Consider the following 22,578-nt stretch of genomic DNA (forward strand, 5'->3'; position numbering starts at 1 on the left):
CGGCCGCTCTTATACGGGTTCGGCCGCTATGTTTTCCGATCTCTTCCGCCTGGCCTCGGCAATGCGCCGCTGCCGTTGCAGCTCCCGCTGCAACCGGCGGCGATGGAGGGCCGGCTGGATCGCGAGCCCGGCCAGGACCAGCAGGGTGACGCCGTAGCAAAACCACACATAGACACCGTGGCCATCCATCGCCAGGAAATCGGCGAGGCCGGAAAACTGGAACTGCATCTTAGCTCCCCTCCCCCAGTGCTTGCTGCACCCACTGAGTGCGCCACTCGCGCTGCAGCACCAGGCTGCGGGTGTGCGCGATCAGGGTCCAGGCATAAAAACAGTAAAAACCGGCAATCATGGTGAGCAGCGGATAGAACATGCTCGGGTCTATGCTGTTGGACTGGGTCAACTTGATACTGGCCGGCTGGTGCAGGGTAAACCACCAGTCCACCGACTTGTAGATAATCGGAATATTCACCGTACCCACCAGCGCCAGCAGCGCACAGGCCCTGTCCGCCACCTGCTCGCGGCTGAAGGCGCGGGACAGCGCCAGCACGCCGATATACAGGAGCAGCAGGATCAGCATGGAAGTGATGCGCGCATCCCACACCCAGTAGGTGCCCCAGGTGGGTTTGCCCCAGAGGGCGCCAGTGAACAGTGCGATAAAAGTGAGCGCCGCGCCGATGGGCGCCGCCGCGCGCATCACCACGAAGGAGAGTTTCATTTTCCAGATGAGGCCGATGGCGCCGCTCACCGCCATAATGTAGTAGCCGGCCAGGGCCAGGAAGGCGGCGGGCACATGGATATAGATAATCCGGTAGCTGTTGCCCTGTTTGGCGTCCTGCGGCGCAAAACCCAGCCCCCAGGCGCTGCCGACCGCCAGCAGCACCAGGCTCGCCAGCGCCAGCCACGGCAGCCAGGCGCCGGTCTTGTGGTAAAACCAGCGCGGCGAACCCAAGCGGTGAAACCATTCCCAAGCCAAACGGGACCTCCCCATCAATTATCCAGGCTGATACGGATTGCACCCGCCGCCGCCAGCGGCGCCAGTGCCGACGCCGCGGCCAGCAGCCCCGCCAGTACCGCCAGCTGCGCGCCGTAGGCGTAGCCGTCGACAGCCGCCTGCACCGCACCGGTGCCGAAGATTAACACGGGCACATAGAGCGGCATAACAATCAGCGCCAGCAGCAGCCCGGCGCGCCGAAGCGCCACAGTGAGCGCCGCGCCCACGGCGCCGATCAGGCTCAGGCTGGCGGTCCCCAGCAACAGTGAAATCAACAGGCATAAATAGCCTTCCACCGGCAGGCTGAGCATCAGCCCCAACAGGGGCGACAGCAGCGCCAGCGGCAAGCCGGTCACCAGCCAGTGCACCGCCGCCTTTGCCATCACCGCGAAATACAGTGGTTGCGGGCAAAGCGTCAGTTGCTCCAGGGAGCCGTCCTCGAAATCACTGCGAAACAGGCTTTCCTGGGACAGCAGCGTCGCCAGCAGGGCCACCACCCAGATCAGCCCCGGTGCCATTCGTGCCAGCAGTTCCGGTTCCGGCCCCACCCCCAGCGGCAGCAGGGCCAGCACGGTGACGAAGAACAGCAACGGGTTGGCGATATCCGCACAGCGGCGCAGGGCCAGCAGCAATTCCAGCCGCAGCAGGGCCGCAAAGCCGGGACCGGCGCGAAACACAGTGGGGGCGGTTTCAGCCGGCATAGGCACCCCCCGCGAAGGGTTCTTCCGCTTCGGTCGGCACGTAAGCCGCCAGGTCGATACGTTGAAGTTGCGCCAGCGGCAGCGCCTGGTGAGAAGTAAACAGAAGGCTGCCGCCGCGACTCAAATGGAGGGCCATCTGCCCCTGCAGGCGGGACACACCGGCGGTGTCCAACGCGGCCAGGGGCTCGTCCAGGATCCACAGGCGCGGAGCCCTGGGCAGGAATAGCCGCGCCAGGGCCACACGGCGGTTCTGGCCGGCGGAGAGCCGCTGGCAGAGGGTGTCCTCGAAACCGTAGAGATCCAGTTGTTCCAGTGCCAGCAGCGCCTCACTCCTTCCCGCACCGTACCAGGCGAGGTTTTCCGCCGGGGTCAGGCCGCGGCGCACACCGGGATGGTGGCCGATATACAGCAGGGCGTCGCGCAGCTGCGGCAGGGCCGGGGGATACGGCAGTCCGTTCCAGCGTATCTCGCCGCTGAAATCGCCGGCGCTGCCGATCAGGGTGCGCAACAGGGTGGTCTTGCCGGCGCCGTTGGCGCCCTCAATCTGTAGCGCCGCGCCGGGAGCCAGCTCGAAGTCCAGCCCCGCGAACAGGCGGCGGCCGTCCCGCTCGCAGGACAGCTGGCGCACTTCTAGCAGACTGTGGGATTCGGGGGTAACTGGCATGGTGCCGAAAACGCCGCAACTGATGAAAAACTGAGCGGCATTATACCGGGGCTGGCGGCAATTGCATGGAATTCCACATTGACCGGAATGTATTAGCCGTACTTCTGATCCCGATTGTGGACCGCCCCTAGGGGTGGAGAGATTTAGTGGATACAGCTTCGCCCCAGTTGAGTGTCGCCCTCACCCGGCTGCTGCCCGGCTGTATCTCCACCTCCCGGCAAATGGCTTTCAGCAGTGGCAGACCGCGCCCGGAGTAGGCGTTGCCGCTCCCGCTCGCGCCCGGCAGACCGGTGCCGCTGTCCTCCACCACCACCTCCAGCTCGCCGCTGTGACCGCGGTCGCGGCAGCGCAGTTGGATACGAATCCAACCCTCACGCAGCCCGCGGCGCCCCTCCTCCAACTGCCGGTAGTATTCGGTGAAGCCCCGGTCCGTCTGCTTGAGCCCGCTGTCCAGCCTCAGCAGGCCGTGCTCCAGGGCGTTGCGGAACAGTTCGCCGAGGACGATAGTGAGATGGTCGTGAAAACTGCAGGCACCGGGCACCTGCGCCAGCACGCTGTGCAATAGCGGCAGCGGGTCGGCGTCGCGCAGCTCCTGGGATCCGAGGGTGAAGTTGAGCGACCAGTCGCCGATCCCCCCTCTCTGCGCAGCGGTATCCACAGCCACCTCCGCCGCGTTCGTCACAGGCGACACTTCGTCCAGGGCCACCTCCACCAGCGAGAGATCGTCGTGCTGGTCGGCACTGTAGGAGTTGACGGTATTCAGGAGGTGATCGAAGCGCCGCCCCTCCGCCAGCGGCTCGACCACCGCCTGCAGCAGCCGCTCTTCACCGAACAGTTCGCCCCGCTGATTGTGCGCCTCGTGGATGCCATCGCTCCACAGATAGAGATGATCCCCCGCTTCCACCGGTATATGTACTATGGCCTCTTCCACCCAGGCCTCTTCCAGCACCCCCAGGGGCAGGTGCCGGGATTCCAGCAGGCGCAGGTCACCGGAACGCCGGCGCAGGCAGGCCCTGGGCATACCGCCGTTGAACAGCCGGATATGGCGCTTGTGCGGGTCCAGTTCGAACACCACCGCACAGCAGAACATATTGGACGGCAGTATGCGGTGGAGCTTGGCGTTGATCTCCCGCAGGATATGACCGAGGGAAAAACCCTTGGGCACCATGGAGTAAAAGCTGGCGGTGAGCGGTACCGCCCCCACGGCGGCGGCGAGGCCGTGCCCGGTAAAGTCCCCCAACAGCAGCATCAGTTTGCCGCCGGGGGCGTAGGCCGCCGCCAGCACATCTCCGTTGAGTACCGCGCGCGGGGACAGGTGGTAGCGGATGGCGGAAGCCTGATCCAGGCAACTCTCGTGCCCCAGCTTGTCGAAAATCTGCCGCGCACTGGCCTGTTCCTGCAACAGGTCCGCGTGGCTGCGCCGTATGCGGATGCGCTGAGCCTGCAGGGCGCGGTTGAAGTGGCTGAAACGCCGCAGAGCCGCGAGCTTCAACTGCACCAGAAGCGAGTTGTAGGGGGTAAACAATATATCGTCACAACCGATTTTCAGGCAGGCGGAGGAGAGGGGTTCGCGGTCGGATCTAACAAACAGGATGGGCACCGGATCGGTACCCGCCCTGCCGCGCAATTGCTGCAGATCCCCGGCTGCCGCATCCCGAGCCGCCGCGGGACCGTAGATCACCAGGTCGGGACGCAGATGAAGATAATCGGCGAGGGCGGTGGCGGTATCTGGTCGCACAGCCAGTTCCAGTGCCCCGGCTCCGGGCTCGCCGCCGACGCAGGTCCGCAGCAAACGCTGCAGCCGCCCGGCTTCCCTTCTGTCGGCCTCGATCACCAGTACACGGTATGGTCCGGGCACGCCGAATCCTCAGCGGACTTTGAAAATCTTGTCGAAATTGGACACCGCGAGGATATTGGCCACATGCTCGTTGGCGTTTTGCAGTTCGATGCAGGGCTGTCCGTCACCGATGGTATCCAGGCAGTGATCCCGCAACAGCAGCAGCATTCCGAGAGCGGCGCTGTCCAGGTGGAGAGTTTCGGAAAGGTCGATACAGTAGAGTTTGGGCGCTGGAGAGAGGTTCTGGTAGGCGCGCAGGAATTCACGGTGCATATTGAAATCAAAGCTGCCCGAGACCCTGATGGTCAGCACCTCGCCGCTCTCGGATAGTTCAGAGGACACCCGTGCTCTGCTTCTTTCGGATACCATCATCGCGAAATTCCTTTTCAACTCAAACTGAAGTTGCCGCGCTATACCTTGTCAGACAGCTACCGGAAGGTGCCGGTTCAAAGCCAAAAAGAATTAAACCGACTACCTACAGGGACGAACAATAGAGGGTTCGCCTCATCAGGTAAAGAGGTGCCGTCAGCGATATCCGGACCACCGGAACGACGAAAGGCGCCATCCCTGGCGCCTTTCGGTCCGGAGCCCTGTCACGCCTCTGAATGCGCCATTAGAGGTATGACAGCATGCTAAAAGTCGTAATCGTAGTCCATCAATTCCCGCCGCAGGCGCATTTCCTCCAGCTTGTCCTCCACCATTCGGCGGGCATCGCGGGGAGCCTGTGACGAGGCTTGCTTGAGTACCTCTGTGGCTATTTGGGGGATGTCCTCGTTTTCAAAATCAAGGTCATGTTCGCTAACGTTGCCGCTCATACGAAACTCCACAATCTCGATCTGCGAGCGCAGAAAACACCCTATATACAGCGCCCCACAAGGGGTTGCCATACACGTTTCTTGTTGTTGTGCCGCCGAGATTAGCCAGCTTCGCCGACCCCGGTCAAGCAAAATTTTGGCCCCGGAAACAAGTTTTTTTCACGCCTTTTTGGCACCTCGCAACGGGTGAAAAATTGTACTCAACAACCGCCGGCGGCGGCGCCAAAATAGCGGTTAATGGTGACCAATTCGCGACAGTTTTTCGAAAGATCGATGACTGCAAACAGGGGAAACAAGGTGGAAACAGAGTAACCGGGGTGTTACCGCGAGTGACATCCGGACTGGAAGACAGAGAAAGGCCCGATGGTTGCGAGGGAGAGGCCTGCGGCCGGGGCGGCCGGAAAAATCAGCCGGCGCGCTTTGCGCGGGGCGCGCTAGCCGTTAGAATACCGCGCTCTTTCGGCGTCCGAGTCGACACGCCCCCGTCGGTTAACAGGATAAACCACGGACCTCCTAAGTCCGGACTGGTGGTTCGAGTCCACCCGGGGGCGCCATTCACTCTTCTCCCGAGGAAACTCAGGCGAGGGCGGTGTACATAAGCACCACCGCAAACAACCCCACCAGCAATACCCAGCCCCAAAAAATCTGCACTGAGCGCTCCAGTTGTCGCCGGTTCTTTTTGGCTCTTTTCATGGCTGAAGGTCCCTTTTAAAGGTCTCATCGCGAAATTTAGCACCGAGTCCGTGCCGGGCGCTACTCCTTGAAGATCTCCACCCGGGTGGGCTGCCGGGCGGTGCGGCTGCCCCGGTACATGCCCTTGGTATTGAAGACCATGGCAATATCGCCTCCGGTGTCGAGCACAATCACCCCACCGGTGCCTCCCACAGGCAGCAGCACCTGATTGATCACCTCATCCGCCGCCTGCCCCACCGATTTATTCTGGTACTGCACCCGCGCGCAGATATCCGCAGCCACGCCATAGCGGATAAAGTACTCGCCGTGGCCAGTGGCGGACACGGCGCATGAGCGGTTATCGGCGAAGGTGCCGGCACCGATCACCGGGGAATCGCCGATGCGGCCGTAACGCTTGGCGGTCATACCGCCGGTGGAAGTGCCGGCGGCAAGGTCACCCCGCTTGTCCAGGGCGACAGCACCGACCGTACCCATTTTGAACGCCGGCGGCAGGCTTTCCACCGCAGCCTGGTAGTCCCTGTCCTGCTGTAGTTCTTTTTGCAGCTCCTCCTTGGCCTTGTGCAGTTGCTGCAGGCGTTGCTCGGTATCGAAGGAACGGTTGTCCACCATCGCCACCCCGCGGGCCTGCGCAAAGTCTTCCGCGCCCTCGCCGGCGAGCATTACAAAGGGCGAATCTTCCATCACCATACGCGCGAGGCTGATCGGATTGGCGATACGCCTGACTCCGGCCACTGCGCCGGCCCGGCGGGTTTTGCCGTCCATAATCGACGCGTCCAGCTCGTGCTGACCGTCGTAGGTATAGACCGCACCCCTGCCGGCGTTGAACAGGGGCGAATTCTCAAGCACCTGGATCGCCGCGGTAACCGCATCCAGGCTGCTGCCGCCTTTATCGAGCACCGCATAGCCGGCATTCACCGCTTCGGTGAGTTTGTCGCGGTAGGCCTGCTCCTGCTGTGGGCTGAGTTTGCTTTTCTCGATGGTGCCGGCGCCGCCGTGGATGGCGATGGCGATCGGGGGCTCTTTTGCCTGCAGGGGCAGGCTAAAGAACAGTGAGGACAGCAGGAGGGACAGGGCCGCTTTTCTCATGTCTTGTGCCTTGTTTTATTCTGATGTGATGCGTGATTGGGCTGGCCACTTTAATAACATTTTGTGGGGGCTGGAGAAAAGTGGGGTTGCGGTGTGGGGAATTAAAAAGCCTTCAACCTGAACAGGTATCAGAGTGAAGAACCGGGGGGATGGGGTCGGCTTCGCCCGCCGCCAAAGGCGGCGCCCTGCGAGCCGCCTGTCGAATCCTGGCTAGGGCCCCGTAGCCACATTAAACAAAAAAGCCCGGCAGTTGCCGGGCTTTTTTGTTTAATGGCGGTGAGGGAGGGAGTCGAACCCTCGATACGTTTCCGTATACACACTTTCCAGGCGTGCTCCTTCGGCCACTCGGACACCTCACCAAAATCAAATTATCGCGTTCTTAACCGGCTTTTTTACGAGCTTCCGGTTCGCACGCCTGCGTGCTCTTCGCTTCATCCCGCCCCGGCGTTCCGGACCCTCTGAAGCAAATTGTTCCACTAAATCAGGCACATAGCCTCTTCAGCGAGCGCGCACTCTACACAAAGGAAGCTCTCTGTGCAAGCCTTACTACCCCTCCCAGGTGGCGAAGTAGTCGCTCACTGCCAGCTCCGGCGCCGCGCGAGGCGGTTTCTGTGGGGTGCCGAGGTAGATGAAGCCCTCGATCCTCTCATTTTCCGCCAGACCCAGGCCGCCGGCGACCAGCGGGTTGGCAGCCAGGGCACCAGTGCGCCAGTATGCCCCTACTCCCTCGGCAAAGGCGGCAGTCAGCATGGCCTGTACGGCGGCGGCGGTGGACATTCTCTGCTCGATAGACGGGACCTTGGGATTCTCCACCAGGCGGGTGACTGCCACCACGATCAGCGGTGCGCGAAGGGGCATGGCGAGAAAGCGCTCTCTCTGGGCTTCCGCCAGGGGCGCGGGTTCCGCTTGCTCGCCGGCTTTCAGGAACAACTCCCCGAGGCGGTGGCGGGCCTCTCCCTCCACCAGAAGGAAGCGCCAGGGGCGCAGGCAACCGTGGTCCGCGGCGCGCAGTGCTGCGCGAAAAATATTCCTACGCTGCCGATCACCGGGAGCCGGTTCAGTGAGCAGCCCGGTGGATACTCGGTTGTGCAGTGCGAACAGGGCGTCCATAGCGCTCTCCAATAAAACAGCGGAGGGGAATTCTATCCTATAACAGGCCCGTTATTTCCACAGGCGCCACAGAGAGTCTTCGCAATCTGCCCCCTCCCGGAGTACACTTTAGCGCTACCAGGCGCGAGCATCCGGCCACTCAATAGGAAGAAGCCGACGGATCGGTGCCAGCTTTTCTGTTCACTGAATAAAGACAACCATACATGCAGGACCAGCCTGAGGGGACTACCGGGCTCGCGGTCGATTCCCGCTACCCGCTCTATTTCCGTACCCTGATCTGCTTTGCCGCGGTGGGGACTCTGCTCAACGCCGTCAACTGGTCGGCCCCCTGGAACACCGACAAACTGCTGCCCCTGGCCATGGCCGCGCTGTTGCTGGTATACACCGCCATCGCCTATCAAATTGGCCGGCGCGCCCACCCGGAAAATGCCACCACTGTGCGCCGCTGGCTGTCTTTCAGCGACGCTGGGCTGATCGGCGCCGCCATCGCAATGGCGAATTTTAGCCTGCTCCCCAGTCTGCTGTTTGTCACCATGGTGCAGTTCAACGCACTGACCGAGGGAGGAGGCCGCCGCTGGTTCGAGCACAACACCGGGCTGTTGCTCGGAGTGGGCGTCGGCTACCTGATATACCGCCCCGCGCTGGTAGTGAATGCGGACCTGACCATCAGCGCCGCCAGCCTTATCGGAGTGTTCACTTACTTCTGCGCCTACGCCTTCTACACCCACAAGCAGATCGCCAATCTCAGGAGCACCAACCACACCCTCACCACGGACCAGCATGTGAGCAAGATGCGCACCTACAAGCTGTCCAAATACCTGCCCCAACGCTTGTGGCGCGCAGTCACTACCGGCCGCGAGGGGGAGCTGGTAACCGAGCGCAAACTCCTCACGGTGTTTTTCTCGGATATCAAGGATTTCAGCCAGCTCACCGAGGAATTGGAGGCCGAGGTCTTTACCAACCTGCTCAACAGTTATCTCACCGAGATGTCGCGTATCGCCAGCCAGTACGGCGGCACTATCGATAAGTTTATCGGCGACGCGGTGATGGTGGTATTCGGCGACGACGCGAGCAAAGGCCCCAAGTCGGACGCCCTGCGCTGCGTGGCCATGGCCCTGGCCATGCGCAAGCGGGTGCGGGAAATGAAACAGGAGTGGTACAACAAGGGCATAGCCCGGCCTTTACAGGTCCGCATGGGGATCAACACCGGCTATTGCACCGTGGGCATCTTCGGCACCGCCAGCCACCAGTCCTACACGGTGATGGGCACCCACGTAAACCTGGCCGCCCGCCTGGAGGGCGCCGCGGAACCGGGGGAGATACTGATCAGCCACGAAACCTGGGCGATGATCAAGCACTCGGTCATGTGCCGTGACAAGGGCCATATCACCGTAAAAGGCTTCAGTACCCCGGTGAAGGTCTACCAGGTCACCGACCTGCGCAAGAATCTCGGCGGCCAGCAAAGCTATATGGAAGATCACGCACCCGGTTTCTCCATGCACCTGGACCTGGACAAGATCCGCAATTACGACAAGGACAAAGTGTTGCAGTCGCTGGAGAAGGCGGCGGCGACATTGAAGAGCAAGGTCATTATTTAGCGGGCTCTAACCTAAAGCAGTTTTCACAAATGCTGCGCTCCGGCAGCTGCCGTCCGCCCTTACAGATCCTGCTCTGCCTATATATACGTGGTCGCCGTCCTTCTGGATGCTTCCTGCATTGACCAATCTATAACTTTTATCAAACGTAAGCGCGGCACTGGATTTTGCACCATGTTCCGTCCGGTAGCAGAGCGCCGCCCGATTCATTCAGGATATGGCGAATCTTCCGGTTCCAGTCGTCCCGGACCAGAAACCATTCGTGATACCAGGGGTCACAGACCACGGCATTGGGCCCCCAGCCCTGGGGAGTGCCGCCACCAATACTGAAAAAAGCATTGTCCCGCGGCCGCGTGTGCAGACCCATCACCACAAACATGTGATCGTGATCCGGCAAGCCCATCCATGCCATTCCGCGTTCACCGCGACCTCGAAGATACTCGAAGGCGAGAGCCGACTGTTCAGTACAATTACCGCACTTGGAAAATGCTGCCACCTGGGCTCTGATATCCGTCTCGCCGAGACCGGATTGCAGGTTGCGTTGTGTAAACTGTTGGCGGGCAAACTTTCTGCCTCGGGTGATCCAATCGTTCGTACCGACTCTTTCATCCTGCCTTCGATTGATTCCTTCTGCCCGATTGCCCGCTTTAATACGCACGGTATTTTTTACATGATCGATTGCCCATTCGGCCCGTACCAGGTAAGTGCTCATTTTTCTCTCCTTAACCTGTAGCTCCAAAATTTACTCAGTCGACAGCATCCACTTTGGAGGATGCCATTGGTTAAACCACGTCCGCTCAACCAGATACGACAAATAGATATCAAAGTCTTCACGAATTGATTGTATTCCTCTCTTTTCACCGTTCGTTTTGCATCCAGCACCTTGGGCAGCTATTACCGGGGCACGCGGTAACCTTCCATCACCTGAAGCTGGCAGCCAGGCAGCACCCAAGGAAACCCTTTGCCGTGGTATTCTCTGTTCTGTTGCCGAACCCCAGATCTATGCCACCGGGTAACCGGCCCGGCCAGATCGTCGTAGAAGTTTTCACGCTCTATCTCAGTATTACCGCAGGCGGCCAGGCTGAGCTCAGGCAGCAGGGTACCAGCAGGTGCAAAACAGCGATTTTTTATACCAATCTTCCCAGGACATAGCCCATTCCTCGTACAGGTTTACATTTTTGTAGAGGCTATCAGGCAAATGTGAGAAAAGTTTGAGGATTGAGTAACGCGACGCTCTTTCTTACTCGGGTCACAAAGGGCAAAATCACCTCCAATGCCCGCCGGGACCGGCTGTTGCGGTTGGGGGAAGACGTCACAACCCTAAATAAGGGCTCCACTTACTGGCCACCCCAATGCTCAAGAAAATCTCCCACAAACTGATGGCGACGATACTCGGGGTAACCCTGATCGCCGCCGCGGCCATCTATGCCAGTGGCTACTTTGCGGTGCGCTCCGGTCTCGGCGGTATCACCGAACAGCTCCATCGCCGCCACCTCGACAGTTTCGCCGGCCGGGTCGGCAGCCTCTATGAAATCCACCGGGGATGGGACGCGCTGCTGGCCGACGACCGCTGGCTGCGCAGCCTGTTTCCGGGGCAGCCGCGGGAGGCCTATCGTTTTGCGGCCCCCCCGGACAGACGCCGGGGGCGGAGGCCACCGCCCTTCCCCAATATCCGCCTGCTGGACGCCGATGAAAGGGTACTGAATCCGGGCGGCCCCTTCCCGCCCGAACTGCAGTTTCCCATGGTGCCGGTGAGAGCCCATGGCGAGGTTGTCGGCTACCTGGGTTTCCCGGCCGGACGCGAGCTGCGCCGTACAGTGGAGGCCGGATTTACCGGCGCCGCGCTCTGGACCATGGTCGCCGGCGCGCTGGTGGCGTCACTGCTGGCGCTGGCGGCGGCACTGCTGCTGGCCCGGCGCCTGCTGAAGCCGGTGCATCACCTCTCGGAAAAAGTGCACAGCCTGGCCAGCGGCGACTTCAGCCAGAGGGCCGGGATCTACGGCGAGGACGAAATCGCCGTGCTCGCGGAGGATGTGAACTTCCTCGCCAACGCCCTGCAGCAGAACCAGCAGGCGCGACAGCGCTGGATCAGCGATATCGCCCACGAGCTGCGCACGCCGTTAACGGTACTGAGCGCCGAGGTGGAGTCGGCCCAGTACGGCATCCAGGGCTCTTCCGACGACATGCTTGAGTCCATGGGCGAGGAAATCCATCAGCTGAACACCCTGATCAACGACCTGCGCACGCTGACCCAATCGGACCTGGGCGGCCTGTCCTTCCAGCGCGAACGCATACCGGCGCGGCGCTTCTTCGACGACTATGCGCACAAAGCCACAAGCCAGTTGGAACCCCATGGTCTCAGCCTGGAACCGGATATAGAACTGGATGAAAAACTCAGCCTGTTTGCCGACAAAAGCCGCCTCAAGCAACTGCTGGACAACCTGCTGCAGAACAGCCGGCGCTACACGGATGCAGGCGGCAAGGTGCAACTCTCGCTGTATCAGGACGAACGGGAACTGGTTCTGTGCTGGCAGGACAGCGCCCCCGGCGTGCCGGCGGAGAGCCTGCCGAAACTGTTCGAGCGGCTGTACCGGGTCGAGAGTTCACGCAACCGTGCAACGGGCGGATCGGGCCTGGGGCTGTCCATCTGCAAAAGTATCGTCGAGGCACAGAACGGCGTCATTGAAGCCGGACACAGCGAACTGGGCGGACTGGCGATCACCTGCCGTCTACCGTTGATGACCTGACAGGGGAGAAGGGTTTATGACTGAAGGCGCACGACTGCTGATCGTCGAGGACGAGGCCAAGGTGGCCCGACTGCTGAAAAATTTCCTGCAGGCCCAGGGCTACAAGTGCGCCCTGCTGGACCGCGGTGACCTGGTGCTGGACTGGCTGGAAAACAACCGCGCCGACGTGATGCTGCTGGATGTGATGTTGCCGGGCATGGACGGTATGGAAGTGTGCCGCGCGGTGCGCGAGCGCTCTACCATGCCCATCATCATGCTCACCGCCAGAGTGGAGGAAGTGGACCAGTTACTGGGGTTGGAGCTGGGCGCAGACGACTATATCTGCAAGCCGTTCAACCTGAAAAACGTCGCCGCCCGGGTGGCAGCATTGCTGCGGCGAATAGAGTTTGAAGCCCAGGGCCCAGAGGCGAGCGAGCCCCGGGCGCTGCTGTTGGACGACGACAATCGCCTGCTGCTAATGGGTCAGCCGGTGGAGTTGACCGCTACGGAATACCGCATTCTCCGCCCGCTCTACGACCACAAGGGGCGCATCTACACCCGCAGCCAGTTATTGGACCTGGCGTACAGCGACTACCGCGCCGTGACCGAGCGCAGCATCGATACCCATATCAAATCTATCCGCAAGAAAATTGCCAGCGTGGTGCCGGAGGTGGAGTTGATTCACTCCATTTATGCGATGGGATACAAGTGGGAAGATTGAGCAGTGGATGATTTCTGCAGGATACGGCACAGCGAAGCTGTACCAATCTCCCAACCAGCGTAGGGTGCGCCGTGCGCACCAACCCGCCCTAGTGCGGGCCCTGGCGGTATCGGTGCGCACGGCGCACCCTAGGAAACTGGGCGAGCGCAACGAAGGTACCCGCCTGATTATGGAAAACCAACCGAAACTGCGGTCGCAGTTGCCTCCCTCTTCAGCCCATATTCCGATATTACAGGCGCGGGCTGAGATGATACGCAACCAATAAAATTACCGTCGCACAGGCCCGCAGCAGTAACGCGGCCGCTCCATGTGTGCACAGATATCAATATGAGCTACTGTACCGTGACCGCGGATCTCTCCGGCACCGCCACCCACCCGCGGCAACTAACCCGCCGGCCAGGCGGAGACACCATCCACCGGCACCACCGGCTGCTCGAAGCCAGCGCAGTGACCGGTCTCGCCGAAGGCATAGTAGAGCAGCGGCGCGTCGGCGTGTCCCATGTCGGCCACATGCCCCTTGGCGTTATCGGAAAACGCCAGGCCCCACATTTCCAGGTATCCGGTCATATCCAGCTCCAGTAAATGGGACAGCACGATCAGATACCAGTCGTCGACGCCGAGCGCGGCCCCTTCGGCAAGCGCCATGCCGCCGAAGCCCATGCCCGCGGCCTTGGCGCCCCAGACGGAAGCCGAATTCCGCGCGGCCAGGTATTCCCGTTCGACAATCTGCAATTGCGGCAGCATGTTCCAACCACTCGCCAGCGCGCCCTGGTTCTGCGCCAGGGCCATCATCTGCAGGAAGAGGATCTTTGTGTAGTTCTCGTTCCCCGCTATATTCTGCGCCTGCATAAAAGCGAAGGGATCCGGCTGGTTGCGGCTTTCCTGCACCAGCTCGAAGAGTTCCCGGTATTCGCGCACTGCTGTGCAAAAGTTCTGGAGCGGCGTCTCGCCAGCCTGGCCCGCGCGGTAGACCGCATAGTAGTAGTAGAGATCGGTGGTGGAGTGGCTGCTCCAACCGCTGAAGCGGCGCTGCGGTTCCACCGAGTGGCCCAGCTCGTGCATATGGGTGGTCAACGCGTAGGGATTGAAACCCCCGTCCGTGTCGTAGGGGTTGCCACCGCAGGCGGTACTGCAGCCGGCCTGATCCGCGTTCACATGCTGGACGTAGTCCACCTTGTAGATATCCAGGCCGTTGTCGGCGGCGAAGTCGTGTATCTCCGGCACTACGCCAATCCGCTCTCCCTTCATGCCCGATAAGGTGTAGGGATAGTTGATGAATTCGTTGACGATGGAGCCGTACAACGCATCGATACTGCCCAGCCAGGGATGGTTGATCAGGTGGCGCAGGTCGCGCCTGCTATGAATCTCGAAATCCGGAGTGGAGAATTCAGCCCAGTCGTATGCTTCCGCGTCCAGTGCCGCGAGGAATTGGGCACTGTCTTCCAGACCGTTCCAGTAGGGGTGGCGGCCGACATTATCGAATGTCAGTGAAACCGTCCCACCGTTTTCCTCGAACTCCAGCTGTACGGGACCGCCGTAGGGGGAGGTGAAATAGATGCTCTCCCCGGGCGCTACCGCCAGCCCCGCGGAACGAGTGTATTTCGGCCGGTTGTACTGGTTGCGCCCGAACTGGTGAACGGCGATATCGCGCACCGTGCCCACGCGCACCCGGACCGCAATTGCGCTGCTATCGTTGCGGGTGACCGTGACGGTTTTGCCAGGCAAGGCGTAGACGCCGGCGGCGCGGAAGGGTTTGCGGCTCACCAGCCCCACCTCCACCCGCTCCGGCACTATATGGCTGAAATCCGCGCGACTGTAGTTGCCGAGATCCGGCTGGCCGTGGTTGAGCCTGCGATAGACATGTACTATGTGGTCAGCGAAAAAGGAGCGTAAAAAGTCTCCGCGCGCGCTGTTGGTACCCATGGGAAATACCGCCCGCGAGCGGTAGTGATCCGCGAGCAGGGCCAGCAGTTTTTCGTAGCGGTATTTCCCCGGCGCAGCGAAGATATCGATGCGATTGTGGTCGAAGGTGTCGAATGTGCTCTTGAGCTGCGCCACCGCATTGTAGAACTCGGAGTAATAGCCGGAACCCGACGGACAGGAATGGTTCGAGCAATCCCAGGGCATGAAGCTGAAATCGTCGGCCGCCAGGCGCACGAGCATCGCCTTGACCTCCGCGGCGGACGCGGGCAGGCTGCCGCCAGCCAGACCCGCATCGATCTCCGCATAGAGCGCCTCGTGGAAAGTCTGCGCCTGCTCCACATAGCGGTGATCGCCGCTGGCGAGGGCCGCCTCGAGCGGATCCCCGGCCACCGTGACGGCGAAGACCAGATCCGCCGCCAGCGCGCCGTCGCTGGCGGTGAAGGTGATATTTTCGTAAACGCCGATATCGGCACTGGCGGGCGTGCCAGAAAAAATCCCGCTGGCGGCATCGAAGTTCATCCAGGCCGGCAGATTGGCGGCGCTGAAAGTGAGGGAATCGCCGTCCGGGTCATTTACCACGGGGGTAAAACGGAATTCCTGCCCGGGCTCCACGGCAGCCGACGGAGTACTCGAGATCTGCGGCGCCCGGTTGTCATCGCCGTCGCCGCTATCTGGGCCGGCCCCGTCGGCGGAACCTGAATCATCCCCCGAATCATCCCCCGAATCGTCGCCGGCACCGGAACCGCCATCCGTATCCGCCGGGGTTTCGATTTCCGCCGGCAATGTGTCAGAAGCGACTCCCCCGCCGCAGGCGCTGAGGGCGGACAACAGAATGGCGAGCAGGCAGCTTCTGGCTATGGTGGTTCCAATTCTCATTATGCTTCTCCCACCACCTCTCCCTGGCGGTATAAAATTTTGCTGCGGGTTAGGTCCGCAACCCTACAGAAAAGGCTAACGCTTTCGCGTTAGCCTCTCGTTACCATCTAACGTTTTCTGGGCCTATTCCACAGTGACACCCACCTTTTCACTATGGCTGTAACTGCCGTCGCTACCCAGGATGTAATAGCTAAAGCTGTCACTGCCTATATAGTAAGCATCGTCCGGGGTGTAGATAAACTCCCCCGAGTTTTCATCGAGCGTCACGCTGCCGTAGGCAGGTCCCGTATCGATCCGGCACATCTCGCCTCCGCCAATCGGCAGCACCCCTGACAGGACGGCGCTTCCCCGGGTGGCCACGGCAATCCCGCGCCGGGCCGGTGCGGTATCGCCGGCCAGGAAGCCGTCGTGGCCGTTGCCGCTCATATCATCTGCCTTGCCATTCTCGAAGGTGTAATAAGCGGCCAGGTTGGCTGGCGGTGTGTCGAAGCGCTTCTGCATATTCGATGCGATCTCCGCTTGCGTAAGCGTTTTATTCCAGATGCGGACCTCGTCGATCCCGCCCTTCCAGTAAGAATGATTAATTGTACTCCAGGCGCCGATCCGCAGAACGGTTGCCGCATTAACACTGGCGATATTTGCCGTAGAACCACTCTTAACAGCCTGCCCATTGACATAGAGCGTTGCCGTATTGGTCGAGCGGTCGACTGTCCCCGCCAGGTGAATCCATGTGCCCCGAGTGATCTCATTAGCGTCGATGACCCACAAGGCCTGGCTGCCATCCGCCAGGAAAAACCCTGGCCGCAATTTGCTATCAATCCAGTCCAGGCGCAACAGCCAACCCGCCTTAGCGTACCCGCCCAGCTTTTTGCCGACAATGTTACGGTAGCTGCCCGTGCTGTTGGGGTCCGCATACACCCAGGCTTCCACACTAAAGTCACCGGTGCCGAACTCCAGCTGCGGATCATTCGCTACCTGGATATAGTCGCCGTTGCCGTCAAAACTCAGGCTGTTGTCGGTGCTGTAGATATACCCGGGGCTGTTATACAGCGTGGCGTTGTAGTAGTTGGCCGTGCGATCCGTCAGGGTGTCGCTGTTGTCCTGGTCGTAGTTGTAGTAGAACAGCAGGTTCGGCTCGCTTGGTGATACCGCCAGGTTCATATGCTGCCGTATCTGTTCCTGGGAGCGGGCGTCGGTCCATACGCGGGTTTCATCCAGCGCACCCTCAAGCCAGTCGCCGCTCAGGAGCTTGTTGGGTCCCAGCACGATATCACCGTAGGAAGCTTCGGCGTTTTTAAGAGTTTCCGCTTCCAGTTCTCCATTGAGGTACATACGCACAGTGGAGGTTGTCGCATCGTAAGTCAGGGCGATGTGGTACCAGGTATCCACCGTTAGCCGTGTGGAGCTGTATGTGCCGGAGTTTCCCAACCAGCTAAAAATTTGCCCGTCGCGGTATAGCCCCAGCAATGTGCGCCCGGGGCCCGAACTATCGAGCTGCTGGAATATGTGGCGATTCATCCCTCCAAGTGCATCCACTTTGACCCAGGTTTCCACCGTGAAAGAGGTGGTGGCCGGATTGAAAGTGCCGTTCAGCGGCACGCGCGCATACTGATTAGTGCCGTTCAGGTACAGCGCCTTGTGGAAACCGGCATTGAGCAGGGAGGCCTCCTGTCCTTCGACATAGACCCAACCGGAACAGGCCCGGCTACCACTCTCGGTGCCGTCCGACGGTATAACACAGAACTGCAGATAGTTGCCGCCTACACCCTGGCCCAGGGCGTAGGAACTGCCGGTACCCAGGGTGGTGACAGTGGTTCCGGCCAAATCCGGCGCCATGTTCCATTGATAAGTACTGCCGCTCTCGGCATCGCCGTCGACATCGCTGTACTCGTAGCTTCCGCTCAGGGTATACCCCTCGCGCGGTGCACCTGCAACCATCACGGAACTCGCCTCAGGCGGCGTATTGAGCGCAGCCGCACAGGCAGTGCCGGTACCGTCGCACAAGTCGAAGGAGAGTTTTTCAGTGTAAGTAATATCGGAAAGCGAATAACTGAATGCATCCTGCACCAGATCGCCGACGGTAAACTCGAACTGCTCATCCAACAGGGACCCGTACGAGCCTTTTTTATAAACGGAACCCTGGGCCCCGTAGAAATAGACATTGGTAGGCGTGCAGGTTGCCTCCTGAATGTTATAAGACGCCTGCGCTGTTTTGAAAGGCACTCTCACTCCGGCGTTAAGAACCGTGTCATTAGTGAATACGGGATTCAGCGTGACTGACAGACTCGCCTCGATAATGCCGTCTCCATTCGAATCATTAGCGGCGTCCGGCGTCATGATGAGGCTGGTGCGCGGGTCAAATGTGTGCTTTGTACCATCCTCCAGCGTGAGCACCGCTGTCGGAATCAATTCGATGGAGAAGGTCTGATGTAGATCCGCCGTTGCCCACAAGTAGGACTCAAGCACGCTGTATTTCATTTTGTAGTAGAGATCATCACCATTGCTAGAGGCGAAGAATTCGTCCTTGCAGCCCTCTTTTTCCCCGCTCAGGCTCATTGCCAGTTCGTCCCAGTCAGAGGGGGTATACACCACTTCATCAACCCATTCCGGAAGGGAAATCTGCCCCTCCAAGCGCAGGCTGTTGCCGGAAACCGCTGTGCCGGTGGCCGTTCCCGATGACGACGAAATACTTTCCGAATAGGAAGCATAGTCGCCGGAAATCCGTTCGTTGAAGCCGCCGATCTCCGAACTGATATACGCGGGCAATTCGGTGCCGACGCTGAAATCGTAGTCGCTCAGGCTCAGTTTCGCTTCGGCCCGGAAGCTGGGCGAGGTGGCGGTGAATTTTGCACCGTCTTTCAGGGCCAGGGAGGTAACCACTTCTATCCGTCCACCGGGCTGTACCTCGTCGGGATAACTCACCGAAAAATCCACTGGCAGGTTCGCTTCGACAGTGCCGCCGTTAAACTCCAGTTCTGTAAGTATGGAGAGGTTGCCCGCCATACTCAGGTCCATCACCTCACTGTCTATGGGCAATCCCGGTACCGCGCCTAGGTCATAGGTGGAGGTTTTGGTCAGCGTATTGTCCTGCCCCAGTACCGCCATCAGCGAACTCCAGTCCGCCCAGATACTGCCGCCGCCGCTGGCATCCATAGCCACGCTGTGCGTGATGGTGCTGAGGTCGTTGACGTTGATCGTTACCACCGCCTGGACGTTTTCTCCAAAGGAGTCGGTAACCTGCACGGTGAGGCTGTAGGTAGCGCCACTTTCATAGTCCAGGCGGCTCACGCTGTCGGAAATGGTCAGTTCACCCGTGGTTCCGTCAACGCTGAAGAAGCCCTTTTCATTGCCGGACAACACGGCAAAGCTGACGCTGTCGCCAACGTCATTCGCATCGGCAGCGATGGTACCCAAGGAGGTTCCGCCAACGGTGTATTCATCTACCTGGAAGCTCTGGTTGGCAATTGTCGGCGCGGCATTGGTGGCGATCGAGACTCCGCTTTGCAGCAACAGCCGGGCCGTACCCGCGCTGTAAACTTCATAGGTCACGCCATCGACCATTGCGGTTTCGCCGCTCGATACCCACTGCTGGCTGGTGGAGTAGACCTTGTCGTCGGCGTCGCCCTTCACCATCACCTGGGTGGTTCCACTGATGCTTTTATTGAAGCTCAGTGCATTGGCGCCGGTGCCGCGGATATCGATGATTTCCACACTGCGCACGCGACTGCTGGCGGCCGCCAGGTTTAAAAACAGGTTGGCGCCCTCAAGCTGAAGCGTATCGGTTCCGGTGCCGCCATCTATGCGCACGAAGTCGGTATCGGAAATGACGATGGCATCGTCTCCAGGACCGGCGTAGATAACGTCAGCGCCGCCGTAGCCGTTGATGGTGTCGTTGCCCGCGCCCGCCGCAATGCTGTCCGGCCAGTTGCTGGTACCGCTAATGGCGTCGTCCCCGGCGGTTCCCCAGTGGGTGACATTGTCGCCCTGGCCCAGCATCAGGTAAAAGGCACCGGCGTTGTTCAAAGCGCTGTTATCCGCTTCCGGCGCACCGAACAGCGCGTCGGCAATGCCGTCGCCGTTGACATCGCGCGCACGGCCAATCCAGTGGCCCAGGCCGTCGCCGGTATTGCCGCTGGTATAAAATCCGCCGGAACCGGCGACTACGTCACTCAGGTTCACCGCCGTGGTATCGGCCTTACCGTAGACTACATAAATGCGGCCGTTGTTACTGTCGGCGTAGGGGTCGCCGATGGCGATATCGTCGTAGCCGTCGCCATTGATGTCTCCCAGGCCGCCAATAGTGCCAAAAACCACATCCAATTTAGCGTGGTACTTGGCCGATGCATTGTTGCGAATCACGAAGCCGCCATTGCCCGCGGCGATATCCTGCAGGTTAATCGTGGCTTTATCAGTGGTACCGAAAATGATATAGCCGGTGGGATATTGGATGCTGCTACAGCAGCCGGAGTCGACGGCCATCAGAGCGATATCGTCCAGGCCGTCGGCATTCACATCGCCGACAGCGGCTGTGGTGAAGCCGGGGTACGAATTTGCACCGTTGACGGTGTCAAAACCATAGGTGCCGCTTTCGGGTGACAGGTTAATGCCGACATCCCCATTGGCAAGTTGGTTATTGTAGACAAGGTCACCACCCACATGGCCAAAAATCAGCACATTGGATTCGTTGGATTTCTGGTACCAATCGCCGTTAACCACAAAGTCCAGCAAACCATCGCTATTAAAATCCCCGACTGGCAATACGGAACTGGCGAAGGGAAAGCCCGATGATACCGAGCGATTGCTGGCTCTTACTACAAAGCCGCCGTCGTTGTCGCTCGCGGCAATGCTCGTCAGATTCACCAACTCACCGTCCGCTTTGCCATAGACGGTATAGACAAGATTATTGTCAGTAGACCAGCTGGCTGACATAACACTGTCCGTGCCCAGGTGATCCTTATGAGAGAATTCTCCCAACGTGATATCCGCAAGGCCATCGCCGTTCACATCGCCAACCACAATGGAACCGCCGACATGGTCTTTGCCGTAGGCACCGTAAATAGCGAAACCTCCGGCATCGGTGCTGGAGGCAATAGCGGACAGCTCCACGGTCGCGGTGTCCGCCTTGCCGAACACCACATAGGCCGCGCCCGACTCTCCCCCATTGACTGAAGCAAAGGGTGCGCCGACGACGACGTCGTCCAGGCCGTCGCCATTGATGTCGCCGCCGCCGACAGCCATTCCGGCTCTATGACCGGCTCCGGCACCGTTAATCATAAATCCATTATTGCCTGCCGACACCGCGCTAAAGTCCGGCAAGGTACCCGTGCCGTTGCCGAATAGCACGTAGGCCCTGCCAGCATTGGTCCCGTTGCTATCGTCCAGCGGCACACCGACGATGACGTCGTCATAGCCGTCGCCATTCACATCGCCCGCGCCAGTCACCGCCCAGCCGTTCCAGTCGTCGCTTGCGATTCCCTGTATGACCTGGGCGTCCGAGTTTAGCGCGTCCTGAACATTGTTTACCGAGACCATCAGCGTCTGGGTGCTGACCTGCCCGGTTCCGTCGGTGACTTCAATGGCGAGATCGAATTGGGTGATGCCGCTTTCATAATCGAGCTTTGTGCTGTCGGTCACGCGAATTTCGCCGGTGCGCGGGTCGATAGTAAACGCGCCGCTGTCATTGCCGCCGGTAATGGCATAGGTATAGTTCTCGATACCCACTGCCCAGCTACCCGCTTCCAGAACGACATAGTTCAGCTTGAAATTGCCATACTTGCTTGGAAGCGAACTTTCATTTTCGTAATGCAAATATCCGGAGAAACTGTTGCTGGCGATATTGGTAAAGCGCCACGCAGAATCCTGGATATCATCGTCGGCGGGTTGGACAAAAACCACCGGCTGGGTATAGCTTCTGGACAGGCTAATGGTCGGTGCGTTGCCGCGGCTGGTATCGGAGATATCGACGGCGCCGGTTTCGCCAATGACTGCGCCACCGGTGTCCGTTAGCACACCGCTTCCCTGCAGCATTAACAGGCTGACCGCCTCCGCCGCATGAGCGCCATCGTCAAGTTCGTCCATATAGACCTTGATCTGGCTTTTGCTGAGCTGATTGATGCCCACGCCGGTTTGGTTGACATCGTTACTGGTGGCAACACTCGTCAGGACATTCGGTGTGTTACTGAAAGGACCGGTAAAACCGATGGTTGCATCCGCTTCCGTTACCGTCGAACCGGTTTGTGTCGCCTCGAACGGAAATCCGCTCCAGATACCTTCGCTCGCCGCGCTGACGGCGAGCCAGCCGATGGTTTCAGAGCCTCCGACACTGTCAATGGAGGTGACGACACTGCCACCACCAATTTGCAGATCGGTTTCCAGAATGCCTTCAAACCCGATGGTCGACGCATTTTTCTGGCGCGGGCGAAACAGGATTTCATACCCTTTTTTTGAGGTTTTTCCCGTATAGGAATAGGTGTCTATCGAATAGATAACGCCGTAATCGCCGGTACTCTGGATCTGGCTGAACACGATCGGCGTTGTGGTGAAAGCGCTACCGAAATGAATTTGTTCATAATCTTCTCCACGCGTGCTCCAACTGCTCGCGCTGCGGATGCCCACATCCAGCTGCAGCGTCGACGTATAGCCGCCGCCAGTTGCGGAAACCTGGCCGACCAACGTCCCATTGGCGGTGTTCTCGTCGATCGTATAGCTCTCTACGTTAAGGACGGGCTGTGAATAGGCCTGGTGGCAAAGACCTATCCCTATTAAAAATAGCCCCATTGACTTTTTCATTTTATTCCCTTGAGTTAGTTGAATCTTGAACAAATGCGCCGCGCTCCACGA

General features: G+C 59.9%; 15 protein-coding genes and 2 tRNA genes. 4 read left to right on the forward strand and 13 right to left on the reverse strand.

All coding sequences use genetic code 11. The features are described from left to right. Positions 1-9: 9 nt before the first annotated feature. From ccmD to PP263_RS08070, 7 genes are all read right to left on the reverse strand, one after another. A complete protein-coding gene (gene ccmD, locus PP263_RS08040; RefSeq protein WP_308367884.1) occupies positions 10-228 on the reverse strand; it encodes a heme exporter protein CcmD in 219 nt (72 codons plus the stop codon). Between the two features lies 1 nt (position 229). After that, on the reverse strand, positions 230-973 hold the full coding sequence (locus PP263_RS08045; RefSeq protein ID WP_308367885.1) for a heme ABC transporter permease: 744 nt from the start codon (positions 971-973) through the stop codon (positions 230-232). A 14-nt stretch (positions 974-987) separates the two neighbouring features. Then, positions 988-1,692 (reverse strand): heme exporter protein CcmB, encoded by a 705-nt coding sequence (gene ccmB / locus PP263_RS08050; protein ID WP_308367886.1) that lies wholly within the window; start codon positions 1,690-1,692, stop codon positions 988-990. Continuing rightward, positions 1,682-2,356 (reverse strand): cytochrome c biogenesis heme-transporting ATPase CcmA, encoded by a 675-nt coding sequence (gene ccmA / locus PP263_RS08055; protein ID WP_308367887.1) that lies wholly within the window; start codon positions 2,354-2,356, stop codon positions 1,682-1,684. Before ccmA ends, ccmB begins: the two co-directional genes overlap by 11 nt. A gap of 127 nt (positions 2,357-2,483) precedes the next feature. Beyond that, positions 2,484-4,214 (reverse strand): serine/threonine-protein phosphatase, encoded by a 1,731-nt coding sequence (locus tag PP263_RS08060; RefSeq protein ID WP_308367888.1) that lies wholly within the window; start codon positions 4,212-4,214, stop codon positions 2,484-2,486. Between the two features lie 9 nt (positions 4,215-4,223). Further along, positions 4,224-4,535 (reverse strand): STAS domain-containing protein, encoded by a 312-nt coding sequence (locus PP263_RS08065; protein ID WP_308367889.1) that lies wholly within the window; start codon positions 4,533-4,535, stop codon positions 4,224-4,226. Between the two features lie 290 nt (positions 4,536-4,825). Continuing rightward, positions 4,826-5,008: a PA3496 family putative envelope integrity protein gene (locus PP263_RS08070; RefSeq protein WP_308367890.1), complete on the reverse strand. Its 183-nt coding sequence runs from the start codon at positions 5,006-5,008 to the stop codon at positions 4,826-4,828. Positions 5,009-5,486: 478 nt separating this feature from the next. Between PP263_RS08070 and PP263_RS08075 the strand changes: the two genes are divergently transcribed. Continuing rightward, a tRNA-Arg gene (locus PP263_RS08075) sits at positions 5,487-5,562 on the forward strand. Between the two features lie 199 nt (positions 5,563-5,761). On the opposite strand, the gene PP263_RS08080 is transcribed toward PP263_RS08075, so the two are convergent. The 3 genes from PP263_RS08080 to PP263_RS08090 form a co-directional block, all read right to left on the reverse strand. Next, positions 5,762-6,787: an isoaspartyl peptidase/L-asparaginase gene (locus tag PP263_RS08080; RefSeq protein ID WP_308367891.1), complete on the reverse strand. Its 1,026-nt coding sequence runs from the start codon at positions 6,785-6,787 to the stop codon at positions 5,762-5,764. Positions 6,788-7,058: 271 nt separating this feature from the next. Continuing rightward, positions 7,059-7,146: transfer RNA gene (locus PP263_RS08085), tRNA-Ser, on the reverse strand. A gap of 187 nt (positions 7,147-7,333) precedes the next feature. Then, the gene (locus PP263_RS08090) at positions 7,334-7,897 is read right to left on the reverse strand and encodes a nitroreductase family protein (protein WP_308367892.1); all 564 of its coding nucleotides are present in this window, start codon (positions 7,895-7,897) and stop codon (positions 7,334-7,336) included. Positions 7,898-8,100: 203 nt separating this feature from the next. On the opposite strand from PP263_RS08090, the gene PP263_RS08095 reads away from it, so the two are divergent. Then, positions 8,101-9,495: an adenylate/guanylate cyclase domain-containing protein gene (locus PP263_RS08095; RefSeq protein WP_308367893.1), complete on the forward strand. Its 1,395-nt coding sequence runs from the start codon at positions 8,101-8,103 to the stop codon at positions 9,493-9,495. A 139-nt stretch (positions 9,496-9,634) separates the two neighbouring features. On the opposite strand, the gene PP263_RS08100 is transcribed toward PP263_RS08095, so the two are convergent. Then, complete coding sequence (locus PP263_RS08100) at positions 9,635-10,204, reverse strand: hypothetical protein (protein ID WP_308367894.1); 570 nt, start codon at positions 10,202-10,204, stop codon at positions 9,635-9,637. A gap of 640 nt (positions 10,205-10,844) precedes the next feature. On the opposite strand from PP263_RS08100, the gene PP263_RS08105 reads away from it, so the two are divergent. Both PP263_RS08105 and PP263_RS08110 read left to right on the forward strand, forming a co-directional pair. After that, on the forward strand, positions 10,845-12,239 hold the full coding sequence (locus PP263_RS08105; protein WP_308367895.1) for an ATP-binding protein: 1,395 nt from the start codon (positions 10,845-10,847) through the stop codon (positions 12,237-12,239). Between the two features lie 16 nt (positions 12,240-12,255). Continuing rightward, positions 12,256-12,939, forward strand: coding sequence for a response regulator (locus PP263_RS08110; protein WP_308367896.1), 684 nt, complete (start codon positions 12,256-12,258; stop codon positions 12,937-12,939). A 384-nt stretch (positions 12,940-13,323) separates the two neighbouring features. On the opposite strand, the gene PP263_RS08115 is transcribed toward PP263_RS08110, so the two are convergent. Continuing rightward, positions 13,324-15,738 carry an ImpA family metalloprotease gene (locus PP263_RS08115; RefSeq protein ID WP_308367898.1) on the reverse strand — a complete coding sequence of 805 codons (2,415 nt, stop codon included), beginning with the start codon at positions 15,736-15,738 and terminating at the stop codon, positions 13,324-13,326. Positions 15,739-15,861: 123 nt separating this feature from the next. Then, positions 15,862-22,527, reverse strand: a complete 6,666-nt coding sequence (locus PP263_RS08120) for a LamG-like jellyroll fold domain-containing protein (RefSeq protein WP_308367899.1) — start codon at positions 22,525-22,527, stop codon at positions 15,862-15,864. Positions 22,528-22,578 lie beyond the last annotated feature (51 nt).

This window comes from Microbulbifer sp. TB1203 (assembly GCF_030997045.1).
Lineage (GTDB): Bacteria > Pseudomonadota > Gammaproteobacteria > Pseudomonadales > Cellvibrionaceae > Microbulbifer.

Coding starts and splice junctions, on each gene's coding strand:
- ccmD (WP_308367884.1), bottom strand. CDS start 228: ATGCAGTTCCAGTTTTCCGGCCTCGCCGATTTCCTGGCGATGGATGGC.
- ccmB (WP_308367886.1), bottom strand. CDS start 1,692: ATGCCGGCTGAAACCGCCCCCACTGTGTTTCGCGCCGGTCCCGGCTTT.
- ccmA (WP_308367887.1), bottom strand. CDS start 2,356: ATGCCAGTTACCCCCGAATCCCACAGTCTGCTAGAAGTGCGCCAGCTG.
- PP263_RS08070 (WP_308367890.1), bottom strand. CDS start 5,008: ATGAGCGGCAACGTTAGCGAACATGACCTTGATTTTGAAAACGAGGAC.
- PP263_RS08080 (WP_308367891.1), bottom strand. CDS start 6,787: ATGAGAAAAGCGGCCCTGTCCCTCCTGCTGTCCTCACTGTTCTTTAGC.
- PP263_RS08090 (WP_308367892.1), bottom strand. CDS start 7,897: ATGGACGCCCTGTTCGCACTGCACAACCGAGTATCCACCGGGCTGCTC.
- PP263_RS08095 (WP_308367893.1), top strand. CDS start 8,101: ATGCAGGACCAGCCTGAGGGGACTACCGGGCTCGCGGTCGATTCCCGC.
- PP263_RS08100 (WP_308367894.1), bottom strand. CDS start 10,204: ATGAGCACTTACCTGGTACGGGCCGAATGGGCAATCGATCATGTAAAA.
- PP263_RS08105 (WP_308367895.1), top strand. CDS start 10,845: ATGCTCAAGAAAATCTCCCACAAACTGATGGCGACGATACTCGGGGTA.
- PP263_RS08110 (WP_308367896.1), top strand. CDS start 12,256: ATGACTGAAGGCGCACGACTGCTGATCGTCGAGGACGAGGCCAAGGTG.
- PP263_RS08115 (WP_308367898.1), bottom strand. CDS start 15,738: ATGAGAATTGGAACCACCATAGCCAGAAGCTGCCTGCTCGCCATTCTG.
- PP263_RS08120 (WP_308367899.1), bottom strand. CDS start 22,527: ATGAAAAAGTCAATGGGGCTATTTTTAATAGGGATAGGTCTTTGCCAC.